Origin of the sequence: Halomonas sp. 3A7M, assembly GCF_014897875.1 — a bacterium.
Classification (GTDB): Bacteria; Pseudomonadota; Gammaproteobacteria; order Pseudomonadales; family Halomonadaceae; genus Vreelandella.
In genome coordinates, this window is sequence record NZ_JABUZD010000148.1 from 25,121 (window position 1) to 41,196 (window position 16,076).

13 protein-coding genes are annotated in these 16,076 nt (G+C 55.9%); 10 read left to right on the forward strand and 3 right to left on the reverse strand.

What is annotated here, in order from left to right; translation table 11 throughout:
* The first annotated feature begins 90 nt into the window (after nt 1-90).
* Together INT19_RS13130 and INT19_RS13135 are read left to right on the forward strand one after the other, a co-directional pair.
* On the forward strand, nt 91-1,086 hold the full coding sequence (locus tag INT19_RS13130; protein WP_193061105.1) for a TRAP transporter substrate-binding protein: 996 nt from the start codon (nt 91-93) through the stop codon (nt 1,084-1,086).
* 121 nt (nt 1,087-1,207) lie between these two features.
* Nucleotides 1,208-2,155 carry a LysR family transcriptional regulator gene (locus INT19_RS13135; protein WP_193061106.1) on the forward strand — a complete coding sequence of 316 codons (948 nt, stop codon included), beginning with the start codon at nt 1,208-1,210 and terminating at the stop codon, nt 2,153-2,155.
* Between the two features lie 34 nt (nt 2,156-2,189).
* Here INT19_RS13135 and INT19_RS13140 read toward each other — a convergent pair whose 3' ends face one another.
* Entirely contained in the window at nt 2,190-3,581 is a 1,392-nt protein-coding gene (locus INT19_RS13140) for an FAD-binding oxidoreductase (RefSeq protein WP_193061107.1), read from the reverse strand.
* A 290-nt stretch (nt 3,582-3,871) separates the two neighbouring features.
* On the opposite strand from INT19_RS13140, the gene INT19_RS13145 reads away from it, so the two are divergent.
* From INT19_RS13145 to INT19_RS19510, 4 genes are read left to right on the forward strand one after another with little or no spacing between them, the layout of a single operon-like run.
* The gene (locus tag INT19_RS13145) at nt 3,872-4,912 is read left to right on the forward strand and encodes a TRAP transporter substrate-binding protein (RefSeq protein WP_193061108.1); all 1,041 of its coding nucleotides are present in this window, start codon (nt 3,872-3,874) and stop codon (nt 4,910-4,912) included.
* Nucleotides 4,912-5,436 (forward strand): TRAP transporter small permease, encoded by a 525-nt coding sequence (locus INT19_RS13150; protein WP_038479280.1) that lies wholly within the window; start codon nt 4,912-4,914, stop codon nt 5,434-5,436. Before INT19_RS13145 ends, INT19_RS13150 begins: the two co-directional genes overlap by 1 nt.
* Nucleotides 5,433-6,695 carry a TRAP transporter large permease gene (locus INT19_RS13155; protein ID WP_095603489.1) on the forward strand — a complete coding sequence of 421 codons (1,263 nt, stop codon included), beginning with the start codon at nt 5,433-5,435 and terminating at the stop codon, nt 6,693-6,695. Before INT19_RS13150 ends, INT19_RS13155 begins: the two co-directional genes overlap by 4 nt.
* A 30-nt stretch (nt 6,696-6,725) precedes the next feature.
* Nucleotides 6,726-6,938: a hypothetical protein gene (locus INT19_RS19510; RefSeq protein ID WP_226924631.1), complete on the forward strand. Its 213-nt coding sequence runs from the start codon at nt 6,726-6,728 to the stop codon at nt 6,936-6,938.
* Nucleotides 6,939-6,977: 39 nt separating this feature from the next.
* Here the strand turns inward: INT19_RS19510 and INT19_RS13160 are convergent, their stop codons facing one another.
* Together INT19_RS13160 and INT19_RS13165 are read right to left on the reverse strand one after the other, a co-directional pair.
* Nucleotides 6,978-8,771: a methyl-accepting chemotaxis protein gene (locus tag INT19_RS13160; RefSeq protein ID WP_193061109.1), complete on the reverse strand. Its 1,794-nt coding sequence runs from the start codon at nt 8,769-8,771 to the stop codon at nt 6,978-6,980.
* A gap of 359 nt (nt 8,772-9,130) precedes the next feature.
* Nucleotides 9,131-10,186 carry a substrate-binding domain-containing protein gene (locus INT19_RS13165; protein ID WP_193061110.1) on the reverse strand — a complete coding sequence of 352 codons (1,056 nt, stop codon included), beginning with the start codon at nt 10,184-10,186 and terminating at the stop codon, nt 9,131-9,133.
* 129 nt (nt 10,187-10,315) lie between these two features.
* Between INT19_RS13165 and INT19_RS13170 the strand changes: the two genes are divergently transcribed.
* From INT19_RS13170 to fdhD, 4 genes are read left to right on the forward strand one after another with little or no spacing between them, the layout of a single operon-like run.
* Nucleotides 10,316-10,810 carry a formate dehydrogenase subunit gamma gene (locus INT19_RS13170; protein WP_193061111.1) on the forward strand — a complete coding sequence of 165 codons (495 nt, stop codon included), beginning with the start codon at nt 10,316-10,318 and terminating at the stop codon, nt 10,808-10,810.
* Nucleotides 10,807-12,363, forward strand: coding sequence for a formate dehydrogenase beta subunit (locus INT19_RS13175; protein ID WP_193061112.1), 1,557 nt, complete (start codon nt 10,807-10,809; stop codon nt 12,361-12,363). The genes INT19_RS13170 and INT19_RS13175 overlap by 4 nt, the downstream gene beginning before the upstream one ends.
* Complete coding sequence (gene fdhF, locus INT19_RS13180) at nt 12,360-15,251, forward strand: formate dehydrogenase subunit alpha (RefSeq protein ID WP_193061113.1); 2,892 nt, start codon at nt 12,360-12,362, stop codon at nt 15,249-15,251. The genes INT19_RS13175 and fdhF overlap by 4 nt, the downstream gene beginning before the upstream one ends.
* Complete coding sequence (gene fdhD / locus INT19_RS13185; RefSeq protein ID WP_193061114.1) at nt 15,248-16,075, forward strand: formate dehydrogenase accessory sulfurtransferase FdhD; 828 nt, start codon at nt 15,248-15,250, stop codon at nt 16,073-16,075. Before fdhF ends, fdhD begins: the two co-directional genes overlap by 4 nt.
* The last annotated feature ends 1 nt before the right edge of the window (nt 16,076 follow it).

A 16,076-nucleotide genomic window follows, 5' to 3' on the forward strand; every position in this document is an offset into this window, starting at 1 on the left:
TTTACAGGCGCTTTGATTGACCGTTTTCCGCAGTGTGGTGCATGCTTTGGGAGCACTTCCTATCTTTAGTGAAACTGGGAACACACTATAATGAAAACTTTTGCACGTAACACGCTGGCACTGGGCATTTCACTGACGCTAGTAAGCACCGCGAATGCCGCTGATTTTGCTGATATGGACCCCGTTACCCTGCGTTTGGCCCACGTGGTCAACGAGCAAGATGGTTTCCATATCGCCGCGACCAAGTTTGAAGAACTGGTGGAAGAACGCACCGATGGCAAGGTCAACATCGAGATCTACCCTAATGCTTCCCTAGGCGACGAGCGCACGCTACTGGAAGGCATGCAGATCGGCACCGTGGATATGGGGCTGATTACCAACGGTCCGGTGGCCAACTTTGTGGAAGAGATGGCGGTGTTTGAACTGCCGTTCCTATTTCCTTCACCAGAAGCCGCTTATGGCGTGCTAGATGGCCCGATCGGCCAGGAGCTGCTAGATAAGCTGTCTGATGTAAACCTGAAAGGCTTGGCCTACGCAGAGCGCGGCTTCCGCAACCTGACCAACAGCGAACGCGCGGTGAATTCACCGGAAGATTTGGATGGGCTACGCATTCGTGTGATGGAAAACCCGGTGTACACCGACACCTTCCGCGAGCTGGGTGCCAACGCTATTCCCATGGCATGGACAGAAGCGCTGACCGCCATGCAGCAGGGCACTATCGACGGCCAGGAAAACCCGGTGAACGTTATCCATTCGTTCAAGCTGGATGAAACCCAGAACTACATGACCCTTTCCCGCCATACGTATGCCCCGGCCATTTTTGTAATGGGCATGCCCGTTTGGAACCAACTGCCTGAACAGGCACAAGCCGTACTGAAAGAAACCGCCCAAGAAGCCGCCGAACACGAGCGCCAAGTGAATGCAGATATGGAAGCCGAGCAACTGGCGGCGCTGCGCGAAGCCGGTATGGAAATCAACGAAACGCCGGATATGGAAGCCTTCCAAGCTGCCGTGGCGCCTGTATATGAGAAGTACGGCGAGCAGTTTGGTGACTACCTGCCGCGCATTCAGGAGGCACTTAAGTAAACGGTCTTTGCTACCTGCCCGACTTCCCGTAGCGTGAGGTTGGTTTTATTGAAGTGACCGATAGCTGTTTGCGCAGTGTCAACGTACTGCGTGAACAGCCTTTGCCAATTAGAGACGCCTGATGACTGAACTAACCAATATAAAGTTGGCAACGAGACTACATAAGATAAATCTCAATTTATTATTGGTTTTTCATACGCTTTATTGGAAAAGGAGCTTAACCCTTACCGCAGAAGCGCTCTGCCTAAGCCAGCCAGCCGTCAGCCATTCGCTAAAGAAGTTACGCCTGCTGATGGATGACCCGCTATTTATTAAAACGCTGGATGGCATGCAGCCAACTCCGCTTGCCCGGCAGATGGATGCCGCTGTGGCCAAAGGGGTGTTTTACTTCGATCAGGCGGTGTATAGCAACAGCGAGTTCTCACCGGCCACATCGAAACGCGAGTTTCGTGTCAGCCTGGTGGACTATGTAAGCCAGCAGTTACAACCTAAGCTTATTCAGCACTGTTTAACCCATGCGCCCGACTTATGCTTCAATATGTTGTCTACCCGCATAGCCAGTGCCGAAGATGCTCAGCACGCCATACAAGCCCACGATATCGACCTCGCCATGGTGCAGTTGGAAAGCTTGCCACTCACCTCTTATCACGAATACCTGTTTGATGATGTGATTGGCTGTGTTGGTGATGCTTCCCTATACGGAGACAACAACACGATCACGCTTGACGCTTTTTTAAACGCCCCACAAATCGCATTATCTCACCGCGAAGACAGCCCATTGTTAATCAATGAGAAGCTGAGAATACTGGGGTTAGAACGCAAAATCGTCGCCAAAACACCCTATATCACTCCTCTCCAAGAGATACTGGTCTCGACGAATTTACTCTGTGTGGTGACTGAGAGTGCCGCCAAGGTGATTTGTCGCAACAATAGCCTGAAGTTCTACGCCCTGCCCCTAGATGTAGCGCCCTTTAAAGTATGCCTATGCTGGGATGAAAGGAAGGATCACGACTCAGGCATACACTGGTTAAGATCGCTAATTAGGGAGCTGATAACACCCGCTCCCTAAGGCTGGCGATACTTACTGACCATTCAGGCAAACGCTAGTCCAGCGCTATCACTTTGCCGGGGTTCAATAGACCTTTGGGATCCAGCGCGGTTTTCAGGCGTTTCATTAAGGCAATCTCCTCACTGGTACGAGAAACTGACAGATAGTCCTTTTTCTCAAGACCAATGCCGTGTTCTGCAGAAATGGAACCGCCAAACGCTTTCAGAGACGAATAGACAAGCTGTTCAACCTGGCGTCGGCTGTCCGGGCTATCGTCACGTACCGTGATCATAATGTGTAAGTTGCCATCACCAAGGTGACCAAATACCACCATTTTGCCTGATTGAGGCCACTGGGCTTCAAGGTTCTCTTCTAAAATATCGACATACGCTTGCATACTGGGAATCGGCAGGCTGACATCGTAGGAGAACATCGGTTTCAGCTCGTTCACCAGCACTTCGATATCTTCTCTTATGGCCCAGATCGCCTGACGCTGGGCTTGGGAGCTCGCCAAGGCCGCATCGGTGATCAAATCGACCTCTAGTGCCTTTTGCAGCACTTGGGAAAAACGCTCGGCGTCCTCGGCCTCATCCAGCCCCAACGTTTCAATAATGGCGTAGAAAGGTGAGTTATCCGCTAGTACAGGCGCATTCTTACCGCTTTCGGTGGTCATCAGTTTATAGTGATTATTCCACAGCGCTTCAAAGGCACTGAGGCTATTGGCTAGCTCACGAGAGACAAGATTCAGCAGTTGAGTCAACGCATCGAAAGAGGGCACCGCCACTAATGCCGTTTGCTCGCTGGGCATGTCGGGTTGTAACCGTAGTACTGCACGGGTCACGATTCCCAACGTACCTTCACTGCCAATAAACAGCTGCTTCAGATCGTATCCTGCATTGTTTTTCAGCATTTTATTCAATGAGCTCACTACGGTGCCGTCGCTAAGTACAGCCTCTAGTCCCAGTACCTGCTGGCGCATCATGCCGTAGCGTATTACCCGTATACCACCCGCATTGGTGGCGATGTTGCCACCAATGGTGCAAGAGCCTCTTGCCCCCAAGTCAAGTGGGAACTGCATATCGATCTCTTGCGCTGCTTCCTGTACGCGCTGCAGGGTCACCCCAGCCTGAGCTAGAACTGTGGAACCAACCGGGTCGATCTCCTCTATTTGATTCATCAACTCCAGTGACACGACGATTTCGCCCGGGCTTGCCACCCCGCCATGCACAATGCCGGTCATGCCCCCGTGTGTCACCACAGGCTGGTCAGCCTGATAACACAAAGCCATAACACGGCTCAGCTGTTCTGTGCTGCGCGGCCTAACAATCGCCTTAGCGCGACAAGGCGCCCCTGTAAACCAATCTACGCTGCGCTGCGAGACATCATCACCAAGCAGTACCCCCGAAGGACCGACGATTGCAACAAGGTCGTTCAGCAACTTATCCATTTCTTATTCCTGATTTAGCTGACCACACCATTGGTTTAAGCACTTGGCGTTTAAAACCCTGTAGTGCTTCATTCAAAAGTGCGCAATTAAAAGTAACCTCTTGCAGGTTATCGCCAACCTAAAAATCACTCAAGTACAAGTTATATAAAGTTTTTTCGGATTAGCAGAACGAATAGTGGAATAAAAATAAGTAATTTGCCCCCTATAATCAATGTGATATAGATGAGCATTAAGAAGATAATAAAACCACGCCTCAATATAATTAAAACCACTAATTCTTAGGAGATAATGTGAGTAACCTTGCCTGCTTTACGCTGAACGCTGTGACTAAATCGGCACGCCAACTTAAACAGCTAACTCTTCCCCTTATTGGTGTAGGTCTACTCAGCTTGCCCCTCGCTGGACAAGCGGAAGAGATAGCCCCTACTACGCTGCGCCTAGCCCATGTAGTGAATACGGAAGATACTTACCATATTGCTGCTGAGCGCTTCCAACAGCTGATTAGCGAACGTACCGATGGCGCGGTTAGCGTGGATATTTATCCGAATGCCTCGCTGGGCGATGAGCGCACTTTATTAGAAGGTATGCAAATCGGCACTGTGGATATGGGCATTATCACCAACGGGCCGGTGGCTAACTTCGTTGATGAGTTCTCCGTTTTCGAGCTCCCGTTTCTCTTTCCTAGCTCCGAAGCGGCCTATACTGTGCTGGATGGTGAAATCGGCCAGGAAATCCTAGGCAAATTACAGGATGTGAACCTGAAAGGATTGGCATACGCTGAACGTGGCTTTCGGAATATCACTAATAGCCAGCATGCAATCAATGCCCCTGAAGACCTTCAAGGCCTAAGGCTGCGGGTCATCGAAAATGAGGTTTATGTTGATACATTCCGCGGGCTCGGTGCCAACGCTGTACCCATGGCCTGGACAGAGGCATTAACCGCCTTGCAGCAAGGCACTATTGATGGCCAAGAGAACCCCGTTAACGCTATTCATGCCTTCAACCTTGCGGAAACCCAGGACTACCTAACGATGACTCGGCATATTTATGCGCCAGCAACGTTTATTATGAGCCTTCCCGCCTGGAACGGCCTCCAGGTAGAGCTTCAGCCCATTGTTCTGGATGTCGCCAAGCAAGCATCTGCATACGCAAGAGAGCAGAATGCTATCATGGAAGCTGAACAACTGGCTGAGCTTCGCGAGGCGGGCATGGAGATCAACGAAACTCCAGATATTGAAGCCTTCCAGACCGCCGTGGCGCCAGTGTATGAGAAGTATGGCGAGCAGTTTGGTGATTACCTACCGCGCATTCAGGAGGCGCTAAATCAGTGATGGCGTTTGCACAGCCACTTTTAACACTATTGAAACGTAGCGAACGCGGGCTGGATGCCATCATCCAGCCCGTGGTCTTTGCAGGCATGGCAGCATTAATTGGTGTGATCACTCTGCAGATTGTGTCGCGGGTGCTGTTCAGCGCCGTTGGCTGGACGGAAGAAGTCGCGCGCTTTCTACTGGTGTGGATTACGTTTTTAGCCAGCAGCTTAGCCTTCCAGCGCGGGCGGCATATCGCCGTGACCTTTGCCGTGGATGCGCTTCCCCTGCCCTTGCGCAAGCTGGCGCGCTTGGCTGCACTGGCGGTGGTGCTGGCGTTTATGATCGCGCTAATCGTGATTGGCTACCGCTATATGCAGGTGCAAAGCTTTCAGAAATCCGCCTCACTGCGGCTTTCGATGACCTACATCTATGCAGTCATTCCACTTTCTGCCGCCATCATGGCGTGGTACGCCCTGGTGGATATGATCGACGTACTGGTGAACGGTGAGCCGACGGTCGCCGCGCCGGAGGAGCCACTATGACTCTGGTGCTGTTCGGGCTGTTCTTCCTGTTTATGCTACTGGGAGTGCCGATTGCCTTTGCGATTGGCGCAAGCACGCTTTATGCGCTGTACCAGTCGGGCGTGCCACTCATGGTGGTCACCCAGCAGATGTTCCAGGGCATTAACTCGTTTGCTCTGGTCGCTATCCCGATGTTTATTCTGGCCGGTGACTTAATGGCCCAGGGTAAGGTTAGCGAGCGGCTGGTGAGCTTTGCCGATTCGTTAGTCGGCTTTATGCGCGGCGGGCTTTCGGTGGTATCGGTAATGGCAGGCATGTTCTTCGCAGCTATCTCCGGCTCTGGTGCGGCCACCACCGCCGCAGTGGGTTCAAGCCTAGTGCCAGAGCTTAAGCGTAAAGGCTACGATCCTGCCTCAGCGGCGAGCTTAATTGCTGCCAGCGGTACGATTGGCGTTGTGATTCCCCCTTCGGTGCCGATGATTATCTACGCGGTGATTGCTCAGCAGTCGGTATCAAAGCTGTTTTTGAACGGCTTTTTGCCGGGGCTGGCAATGGGGCTGGGGCTGATGGCCATTGCGATCACTCAGGCCTATAAGCGCCAGTACCCCAAAGGCACACCGCTGTCGCTGCCGACCATTTGGCGCACGCTGAAAGCGGCTAGCTGGGGGCTGATGACGCCGGTGATTATTCTGGGCGGTATCTTCTCGGGCATTTTCACGCCTTCAGAAGCGGCCGTGGTCGCAGTCAACTATGCGCTGCTGGTGTCGCTGTTTGTGTATCGGGATTTAACCCTGCCCCAGGTGTATAAGCTGCTGATTCGCTCGGCGATGACCACCGCGGTGATTATGCTGGTGATTGCCATGTCGGCAGTACTCAGCTGGACACTTTCAAGCTGGCAGGTACCCGGCGCCATCGCCCAGGCAGTGCTGTCGCTTTCCACCAACCCCTACGTGATTATGCTGCTGGTCGTGGCCGTGATTCTGCTCACGGGGGTGTTTATCGAGACCGCTAGCGCTTTGATTATTCTTACCCCGGTGTTGCTGCCGCTGGTACTGCAATTGGGCATCGACCCGATCCACTTTGGTTTGATTATTGTGGTGGGGCTATCGATTGGCATGATTACCCCGCCGGTTGCGATCAACCTCTATGTGGCTTCGTCAGTCACTCAGCTACCGCTGGAGCGCATCACTCGGGCAATTATCCCGTATCTTTTAGGCTTGATTGGGGTGCTGCTATTGGTGGTTTATGTACCGATCCTGCTGGGCTGGTCGGGAAGTTAACGCTGGGCTGAAATGAAAAAGGGGCTTGCCATGTGGCAGCCCCTTTCGTTCTTTCTACTACGTTCTTTCTACTACGTTCTTTCTACTACGTTCTTTCTACTACGTTCTTTCTACTACGTTCTTTCTACTACGTTCTTTCTACTACGTTCTTTCTACTACGTTCTTTCTACTACGTTCTTTCTACTACGTTTTTTGCGACGACGTTTCGTCTACTGGGCGTGTTTGCTACTGCTGGCTGTTTAACAAGGCGTATTTTCAGCCAGCAGGAGCATAGCGTTAGGCTTAAAACTCTTCCCAGTCGTCTTCGCCAGCGTTAACCGGAGCAGGCTTAGAAGAGAGCACGGGGCGCTTGAGCGCCTGTTGCGCACTTGGTGTGCTAGAAGGCAGAGACTGACGCGGTTGGTTTAACGCTGGCCGTGTCGATGAAGCTTGTGGCTCATCGTCGCCAAGCACAAAGGTGTTGATCAGCTCATTAAGGTGCTCGGCATGACGGCGCATGTTGCTAGCAGCTGTAGTGGATTCCTGCACCATGGCAGCGTTTTGCTGGGTCATGGTATCCATTTCCGCGACGGCGGTGTTGATCTGGCCAATACCGCTACTTTGCTCCTTGGCACCCGCCGTAATCTCGCCGATCACATCAGTTACCTTGGAGACACTTTCCACAATGTCATGCATCGTCGCACCCGCCTTACGCACTAGCTCGGCACCGGTGTGGGTGTGCTTAACAGAGCTATCAATCAGCGTACGAATCTCTTTTGACGCATTGCTAGAGCGGCTAGCCAGTGTGCGTACTTCTTGCGCGACGACCGCAAAGCCACGGCCATGCTCACCCGCCCGTGCGGCTTCCACCGAGGCGTTAAGCGCCAGAATGTTGGTTTGGAAAGCGATGGCGTCAATCATGGTGATGATTTCGCTGATACGCGTCGCCGAGTCGTTGATATCGTGCATCGTCCGCTCGACCTGTCCCATGGCTTCTTCACCATGTTGGGCTACTTCAGCAGTGGACTGCACCAGCTGATTGGCCTGCTGGGCATTATCTGCACTGTGATTCACAGTCGAGGTAATTTCTTCCATGGAAGCCGACGTTTCCTGCAGGTTGGCAGCAGCCTGCTCGGTACGGGTGGCCAGTTCCTCGGAACTATGGGAGATTTCTCCCGCCGAATGATAAACACTCATGGTGCTACGGCGCACATCACGCAGGGTTTCCTGCATGCGCTCGACAAAGGCATTGAACTGAACCGCTAGGTTACCCACCTCGTCATTGCTTTCTACCGCTAGGCGGCGAGTAAGGTCGCCACGGCCTTGAGCGATATCGTGCATAGCGCTGGCGGTGCGTTTAATCGGCCCGACGGTGCGACGCACAAAGCCAAATGCGAGCAGCGCCACTGCTAGAAACAAGGCGGCACCCAACAAAATAGCGAACAGGATAGACTGGCGTAGATCCGCGTTAGCGGTCGCCTCAAGTTCTGCAACAACCGCATCAACATCGGTGACGTAAACCCCGGCACCGATCATCCAGCCCCACTTTTCTAGACTCTCTACATACGAGTGCTTCGGCTCAATCTCGCGGGTGCTTGGGTACTCCCATAAGTAACTATGGAAACCGCCACCGTTCTTGGCAACCTGCAGAATATCGCGAATAAGGTAATTTCCGTCTGGGGTTCTTACGTCCATCATGTTGGTACCTTCACGCTCTGGCGCAGGGGCCGTCACGATATTGTTACCATCGAAGTCGTAGATAAAAACGTAGTTATTACCTTCAAAGCGCATGGCGCGCACGATCTCGGCTACCTGCTGTTTGGCTTCCTCATCATTGGCACCTGCTTGCTCATAAATAGGGGAAATAGCGGACGTCGCCATTTGCACAATATCGCGCACTGCATTGCGGCGCTCTTCAATCAGCACCTCACGCTGATTCGCCAGCGTCTCATGGGTGTTTTGAATGCGTCCGTAGGCGTCAAACGCGACTAACCCTGCGGTCACTATGAAAAGCGGCAGTAGGACAAGCATCAGCACCTTAGCCTGTAAGCTAAGGTTCCGTTTTGGCAAGGTCGAAGCAGGAGGAGGAGTAGCCATAAAGTGTTTCTCAGTAGGTCAACGGAAGAATTTTTAATAGTTTTATGTGTTTTTTATCGACCTAACCTGTGTCAACTTTAACCACTTCGCGTACTTTTTGTTTATGAACAGCAAATTAACGCGCAAAATTGCGCTTTCATAACCTACGTTAAGGTTATCTTCGGCCTACCCGTCCACTGTAGGGGTGTGGTGGCCAAGGATGGCCCGTTTTAGCAAGCCGCTAGCCACCTATTTTTGACTGCGCTGCCCCCTATTGGGGCAGCGCAGTTTTTTATGGTGGGCACGATTGCCATCATCAGCCGCTGCCAGCCCCCGCCTCTAAACACTGGGTGATAAACGTCGAACCGCCTTCCCCAACGTCATAAGAAATCAGGAATTTCAATAACACTACCGCATTGATGGGGACTATAGCCCGGCAAACGATGCACCGCTTCTTGAAAGGAATCGCTACGTAACGCCTGCAAGAAGTCATCGAACTTCGGCTCCTTTAAGGAGTGATAGTGACAGGCCAATACGTAGTCCTCAGTGGCTAACGGCACAAAATCAAGCCCAAACCGTTGCGCGGCAGCCGCTACACCAAAGCCGGTATCCGCCATTCCCGCAGCGACATAGGCCGCCACCGCTGAGTGGGTATACTCCTCAATTTCGTAACCATCCACGTTGGTTGCTGAAATGCCGGCTTCGGCCAGCAGGTTGTCTAACAGCTCCCGGGTACCCGACGATGCCTGACGGTTTATAAACCGTACCGGCCTGTTGGCCAGAGCGGCAACGCCATCAATTTCCAGTGGGTTACCCGGCGCCACCATTAACCCCTGTTGACGTGCGATAAATCCCATTAGTCGATGATTGCGGGGCTTGAGCAGACGACGGTATTTGCGTCGCGCCTTCTCACCCACGTTACCCCGGGGTAGGTGGCAGCCCGCCAGATCACAGCTATTGCGGTTAAGCGCGGCTAGCGCTTCCAAAGGGCTGCAGTACTGCAGGTCTAGCTGGAGCTCACCCAGATGTTGTGGCAATAGCTCTATCGCAAAACCATGGCTGGCATGCAGGCGCAGAACGGGTTGAATACCTTCCTGGTGCTGTTGGATAGCAAGATTAAGCTCAGATCCCAGGCTATCAAGCTGTGGGCTTAACCGAGCAGTGGCTCGCTGTTCGGCCCATAGCAACTTTTCCCCCAGCGGCGATAACCGCGCCCCGCGCCCACGCTCAAGTTCAACAAGCGAGACACCAAAAAACTCCCCGCCCTGGCGCAGTAAATTCCACGCGTGACGATAGGAAATCCCTGCTTCCTCGGCGGCAAGAGTCAACTTGCCATGACGATGCACTGCCCCCAGCAGGCGCAAAAGGTTGGTATCGAGCCGATGCCCATCGTCATCGCTAAAGCACCAGGTGGGCGTTACCTTGATTCTTTTCATAGGCACACTATTTCATATTTTTAAGTCGATAACTTGATGCTAGCTTTGTCTTAACCGTGATGCACGCCTTTTTAAATATGAAAAGTAGTGCATATTTAAAACATAATAAGCAGTCGCGAGGCAGGCACCATGAACCATTCTCAGGAGTGGGCACCACAGGCTATTCAGGCCGAAGTCGACGCCCTGAAGCACAAGCCCGGCGCCCTACTGCCGATCCTCCATGCCCTCCAAAATCGTTTCGGGTTTATCCCCGAGGCAGCAGTCCCCATCATCGCTGAAGCGCTAAATCAAACCCGCGCCGAAGTACACGGTGTCATCAGCTTCTATCACCACTTTCGCACCGCGCCGCCAGGCCGCCACGTGGTTCAGATCTGCCGCGCCGAGGCCTGCCAGGCGGTGGGCGCACGCCAGCTCGAAGCCCATGCTAAGACGCGCCTAGGGGTCGATTACCATCAGACGACCGGCGACCGTGAGATCACCCTTGAAGCGGTGTACTGCCTGGGCAACTGCGCCTGCGGCCCGTCCATCCGTGTAGACGACAGCGTGCGCGGGCGGGTAACCCCTGAGGCCTTTGATGCACTGTTGGATGAGCTGCAAACCCGGCCGCTGGAGATAATGGCATGAGCATCCGCATATTCGTTCCTCGCGATACCACCGCACTGTCCCTGGGCGCTGATGCCGTCGCCAACCGATTGGAAAAAGAGCTAGCCGCCCGAGGCCAATCGATTTCCCTGGTGCGTAATGGCTCCCGCGGGCTTGCTTGGCTTGAGCCGCTGGTGGAAGTTGAGACGCCTATTGGGCGGTTCGCCTATGGTCCCGTCACCGTCAACGACGTCGCGGCGCTGCTCGACAGCGGCCTGTTAGAGGGTAACGTCAGCCATCCCCTGGCGCTGGGGCCCACAGAGGAGATTGACTACCTCGCCCGTCAGCAGCGCCTGACCTTCGCGCGTATCGGTATTACTGACCCGCTGTCGATTGAGGATTATCGCGCCCACAGCGGTTTTTGCGGCCTGGAGGCAGCGCTGCAGCGCGAACCGCAGGATATTGTCGAGGAAGTCAAAGCCTCCGGCCTGCGCGGGCGCGGCGGGGCCGCCTTCCCCACCGGTATCAAGTGGCAGACCGTGCTCGACACCCCTGCCGATCAGAAATATATCGTCTGCAATGCCGACGAGGGCGATTCCGGTACCTTCGCCGACCGGCTGGTAATGGAATGCGACCCTTACATGCTGATCGAGGGCATGGCGATTGCCGGGCTCGCGGTGCAAGCGACTCAGGGCTATATCTACCTGCGTTCTGAATATCCGCTTGCTAAGGAGGTGCTTGACGAGGCGATTGCCCGCGCCGAACAAGCTGGCTATCTGGGTGATAACCTGCGGGGCAGCGGTCGCGACTTTCACTTGGAAGTGCGTCTGGGCGCTGGCGCGTATATCTGCGGTGAAGAGACCTCCCTGCTCGAAAGCCTAGAAGGTAAGCGCGGCCTGGTGCGCTTCAAGCCACCACTGCCCGCCATTGAAGGACTATTTGGCCGTCCCACCGTGGTCAACAACGTGCTCTCGCTGGCTGCCGTACCCTTCATTCTTGCCGAAGGCGCCGAGGCCTACGCCACCCACGGCATGGGGCGCTCGCGAGGCACGCTGGCACTGCAACTGGCGGGCAACGTGAAGCACGGCGGGCTGGTAGAGCTGGCGTTCGGTACCACCCTGCGCACCCTGATGGAGACATTCGGCGGCGGCACGCTAAGCGGCAAACCACTACGCGCCGTGCAGGTGGGCGGCCCGCTAGGCGCTTACCTGCCGGAATCTCAGTGGGACTTGCCGCTGGACTACGAAGCCTTTGCTGCTGACAGCGCCGTACTGGGCCACGGTGGCGTAGTGATGTTTGACGAAAGCGTCGACATGGCTGAACAGGCGCGCTTCTCGATGGAGTTCTGCAAGGTGGAGTCCTGCGGTAAGTGTACACCTTGCCGTATTGGCTCAACCCGTGGCGTGGAAGTAATTGACCGTATCCGCGCCAACCAAAACCGCGAGGCCAACCTCGCCCTGCTCCATGACCTCTGCGAAACGATGGTGGATGGCTCGCTCTGTGCCATGGGTGGTATGACGCCCTTTCCAGTGCAAAGCGCCCTCGCGCATTTTCCTGATGATTTTCAGCGGACGGCGAACGGAGATAACTCATGATCAACCATTTCGACCCCCGTCAGCACTCTAGCAACGTCGAGTACAACAAAGACCTCGGTACGCCTTTCCCAGCCTCGGCTGCTGACGCTGCTTTGGTGAGCCTCAATATCGACGGTGTGACCATCAGCGTGCCAGAGGGCACCTCGGTACTCCGCGCCGCGGCACTGGCGGATATTAATATCCCCAAGCTCTGCGCTACTGACAGCCTGGAGCCTTTCGGCTCCTGCCGGTTGTGCGCGGTACAAGTAGAGGGACGACGAGGCATGCCCGCGGCCTGCACCACACCGGTGGCTGAAGGTATGAAGGTGACCACCCAAAACGAACGTCTGGCCAAGCTGCGGCGTAATGTGATGGAGCTATACATCTCGGACCACCCGCTGGACTGCCTGACCTGTCCCGCCAACGGCGACTGCGAACTGCAGGACATGGCCGGTAGTGTGGGGCTGCGCGAAGTGCGCTACGGGTTCGAAGGCGAGAACCATCTTGAAGCCGTCAAAGACGAAACCAACCCCTACTTCAGTTTCGATCCTAGCAAATGCATCGTCTGCTCACGCTGTGTGCGCGCCTGCGAAGAGGTGCAGGGCACCTTTGCCTTGACCATCGATGGCCGCGGATTTGAATCCAAGGTGTCAGCGGGGCAGGCCGACTCGTTCATGGATTCAGACTGTGTTTCCTGCGGTGCCTGCGTTCAGGCCTGCCCAACAGCCACGCTGATGGAAAAGAGCGTCATCGACCACGGTGTTCCCGAGCACAGCGTCGTGACCACTTGTGCTTACTGCGGTGTGGGCTGCTCGTTCGAAGCGCAAATGAAAGGCGACCAGTTGGTACGCATGGTGCCCTACAAGGGCGGCGATGCTAACCATGGCCACTCTTGTGTCAAGGGCCGCTTCGCCTTTGGCTACGCCACCCACCCGGATCGCCTGACCACACCGATGATCCGCGACAGCATCGACCAACCCTGGCGCGAGGCCAGCTGGGAAGAGGCGATCCGCTTTGCCGCTAGCCGCTTGAAAGCGATTCAGGCCGAGCACGGCCGCGAGAGCATCGGCGGTATCACCTCATCGCGCTGTACCAACGAAGAGACCTATTTGGTGCAGAAGCTGATTCGCGCCGCGTTCGGCAACAACAACACCGACACCTGCGCGCGGGTCTGCCACTCGCCCACTGGCTACGGCTTGAAGACCACGCTGGGCGAATCCGCCGGTACCCAAACCTTTGACTCAGTCATGCAGGCCGATGCGATTATCGTGATTGGCGCCAACCCCACCGACGCCCACCCAGTGTTTGGTTCGCTGATGCGCAAACGCTTGCGCCAGGGGGCGAAGCTGATCGCCGCCGACCCTCGCCGCATCGACCTTCTAAAGACCCCGCACATGAGCGAGGCCCAACATCTGCCGCTGCGCCCGGGCACCAATGTGGCGTTGATCAACGCCCTCGGCCACGTGGTGGTCACCGAAGGTCTTGAAGACCAGACATTCGTGGCCAAGCGCTGCGATACCGAGGCCTATCACAGCTGGCGCACCTTTATCAGTGAGCCACGCCACTCCCCGGAAGCCAGCGAAGCGATTACCGGCGTGCCCGCCGAAGCCGTACGCCAAGCGGCGCGCACCTATGCTAAAGCAGCTAATGGCGCCATCTACTACGGCTTGGGTGTGACCGAACACAGTCAGGGCTCCACCATGGTGATGGGAATCGCCAACTTAGCCATGGCTACCGGCAATATTGGCCGGGAAGGTGTCGGTGTGAATCCGCTGCGCGGTCAAAACAATGTGCAGGGCTCCTGCGACATGGGCTCCTTCCCCCACGAGTTGCCGGGCTACCAGCACGTGGCCGACCCCATCGCCCGCGGCCGCTTTGAGTCCGTGTGGGGCGTGAAACTCGACGACGAGCCGGGGCTGCGCATTCCCAATATGTTCGACGCCGCCATCGAAGGTACCTTTAAAGCGCTCTACGTGCAGGGCGAGGACATCGCCCAATCCGACCCCAACACCCAACACGTTGAGGCGGCACTACGCTCGCTGGACTGCCTGATCGTGCAAGATATTTTCCTCAACGAAACGGCCAAGTTCGCCCACGTGCTGCTGCCCGGTTCAAGCTTTCTGGAAAAAAACGGCACTTTCACCAACGCCGAACGGCGCATCAACCGGGTGCGCAAAGTGATGCCAGCGCTTGCTGGTAAGGAAGACTGGGAAATCACTCAGGACCTGGCCAATGCGCTGGGCTACCCGATGCACTACGCCCATCCGTCCGAGATCATGGACGAGATCGCCCAGTTAACGCCAAGCTTTGCGGGCGTCAGCTACGCCAAGCTGGAGGAGCGCGGCAGTCTGCAGTGGCCCTGCAACGCCGAGTACCCGTTGGGCATGCCAACCATGCACGAGGTTGACTTCCCCATTGGCCTGGGGCGCTTTGCGATTACCGAGTACGTGGCCACTGAAGAGCGCGCTAACCGCCGCTTCCCACTACTGCTCACCACCGGGCGGATTCTCAGCCAATACAACGTGGGCGCCCAGACCCGGCGTACCGACAACCAGCGCTGGCACGACGAGGATGTATTGGAACTGCATCCCTCTGATGCGGAACTGCGCGGCGTGCGTGACGGCGACTGGTTGGGCATTACCAGCCGCTCGGGCCAGACGGTGCTACGCGCAAGGCTCAGCGAACGCATGCAGCCGGGGGTGGTTTACACCACCTTCCACCACCCCGGCAGCGGCGCTAACGTTATCACAACGGATAACTCGGACTGGGCTACCAACTGTCCGGAATATAAAGTCACTGCGGTACAGGTGGAAAAAGTCAGCCAACCCTCTGCCTGGCAGCAGCGCTTTAACACTTTCGACCTGATCCAGCGTGACCATCTGGCCAACGCTCATCAGGAGGCGCCATGAGCACCCACCACACACGCGACGCGGTAGCGCGCCAGCCGGTGGAGGTGCGTCGGGGCGCTAACGGCTGGTACACCGATACTCAGGAGGACCTACTGGCCTTAGAAAGGCCAGTAGCACTGGTCTACAACGGCATCTCCCATGCGGTGATGATGGCAAGCCCCGCCGACCTTGAGGATTTTGCCCTCGGCTTTAGCCTTTCCGAAGGTATCCTGGCCAATATCACCGAGTGCTATGACCTCGATATCCACGAAGCGCCTCAGGGCCTCACCGTTCACCTCACCATTGCCAGCCAACGGATAGCTGAGCTCAAGCAGCGGCGGCGCAGCCTAACAGGGCGTACCGGCTGCGGCCTGTGCGGCACCGAAGCCCTGGAACAAGCCATTCGTCCGATCCCCTCTGTCGTGGCACCGTCGCTTAGCGATGCTGCCATTCAGCGCTCCCTGCAGCAATTGGCCACCCACCAGCCGCTGCAAGCAGCCACTGGCGCTAGCCACGGTGCCGCCTGGTGCGATACCCAGGGTCGCCTCCTACGGCTACGCGAGGATATCGGCCGCCACAACGCGTTGGACAAACTGATCGGCGCCCTCGCCCGCGAAGCTGTTCCCCTCGAAGAAGGGTTCGCGCTAGTCACCAGCCGCGCCAGCTACGAGATGGTGCACAAGTGCGCTAGCGCGGGCATCGGCGCACTGGTGGCTGTCTCGGCGGCCACCGCGCTGGCCGTGGAACAGGCCCAAGCGTCAGGCCTACTACTGGCAGGCTTTGCGCGGCCTGGTCGCCACTTGATTTACCACCGCCCCATTACAACGGCTCTTGCCCACGGCTGAG

Coding starts and splice junctions, on each gene's coding strand:
- INT19_RS13170 (WP_193061111.1), top strand. CDS start 10,316: ATGAACCATTCTCAGGAGTGGGCACCACAGGCTATTCAGGCCGAAGTC.
- INT19_RS13140 (WP_193061107.1), bottom strand. CDS start 3,581: ATGGATAAGTTGCTGAACGACCTTGTTGCAATCGTCGGTCCTTCGGGG.
- INT19_RS13165 (WP_193061110.1), bottom strand. CDS start 10,186: ATGAAAAGAATCAAGGTAACGCCCACCTGGTGCTTTAGCGATGACGAT.
- INT19_RS13155 (WP_095603489.1), top strand. CDS start 5,433: ATGACTCTGGTGCTGTTCGGGCTGTTCTTCCTGTTTATGCTACTGGGA.
- INT19_RS19510 (WP_226924631.1), top strand. CDS start 6,726: ATGTGGCAGCCCCTTTCGTTCTTTCTACTACGTTCTTTCTACTACGTT.
- fdhD (WP_193061114.1), top strand. CDS start 15,248: ATGAGCACCCACCACACACGCGACGCGGTAGCGCGCCAGCCGGTGGAG.
- INT19_RS13175 (WP_193061112.1), top strand. CDS start 10,807: ATGAGCATCCGCATATTCGTTCCTCGCGATACCACCGCACTGTCCCTG.
- fdhF (WP_193061113.1), top strand. CDS start 12,360: ATGATCAACCATTTCGACCCCCGTCAGCACTCTAGCAACGTCGAGTAC.
- INT19_RS13160 (WP_193061109.1), bottom strand. CDS start 8,771: ATGGCTACTCCTCCTCCTGCTTCGACCTTGCCAAAACGGAACCTTAGC.
- INT19_RS13130 (WP_193061105.1), top strand. CDS start 91: ATGAAAACTTTTGCACGTAACACGCTGGCACTGGGCATTTCACTGACG.
- INT19_RS13150 (WP_038479280.1), top strand. CDS start 4,912: ATGGCGTTTGCACAGCCACTTTTAACACTATTGAAACGTAGCGAACGC.
- INT19_RS13135 (WP_193061106.1), top strand. CDS start 1,208: ATGACTGAACTAACCAATATAAAGTTGGCAACGAGACTACATAAGATA.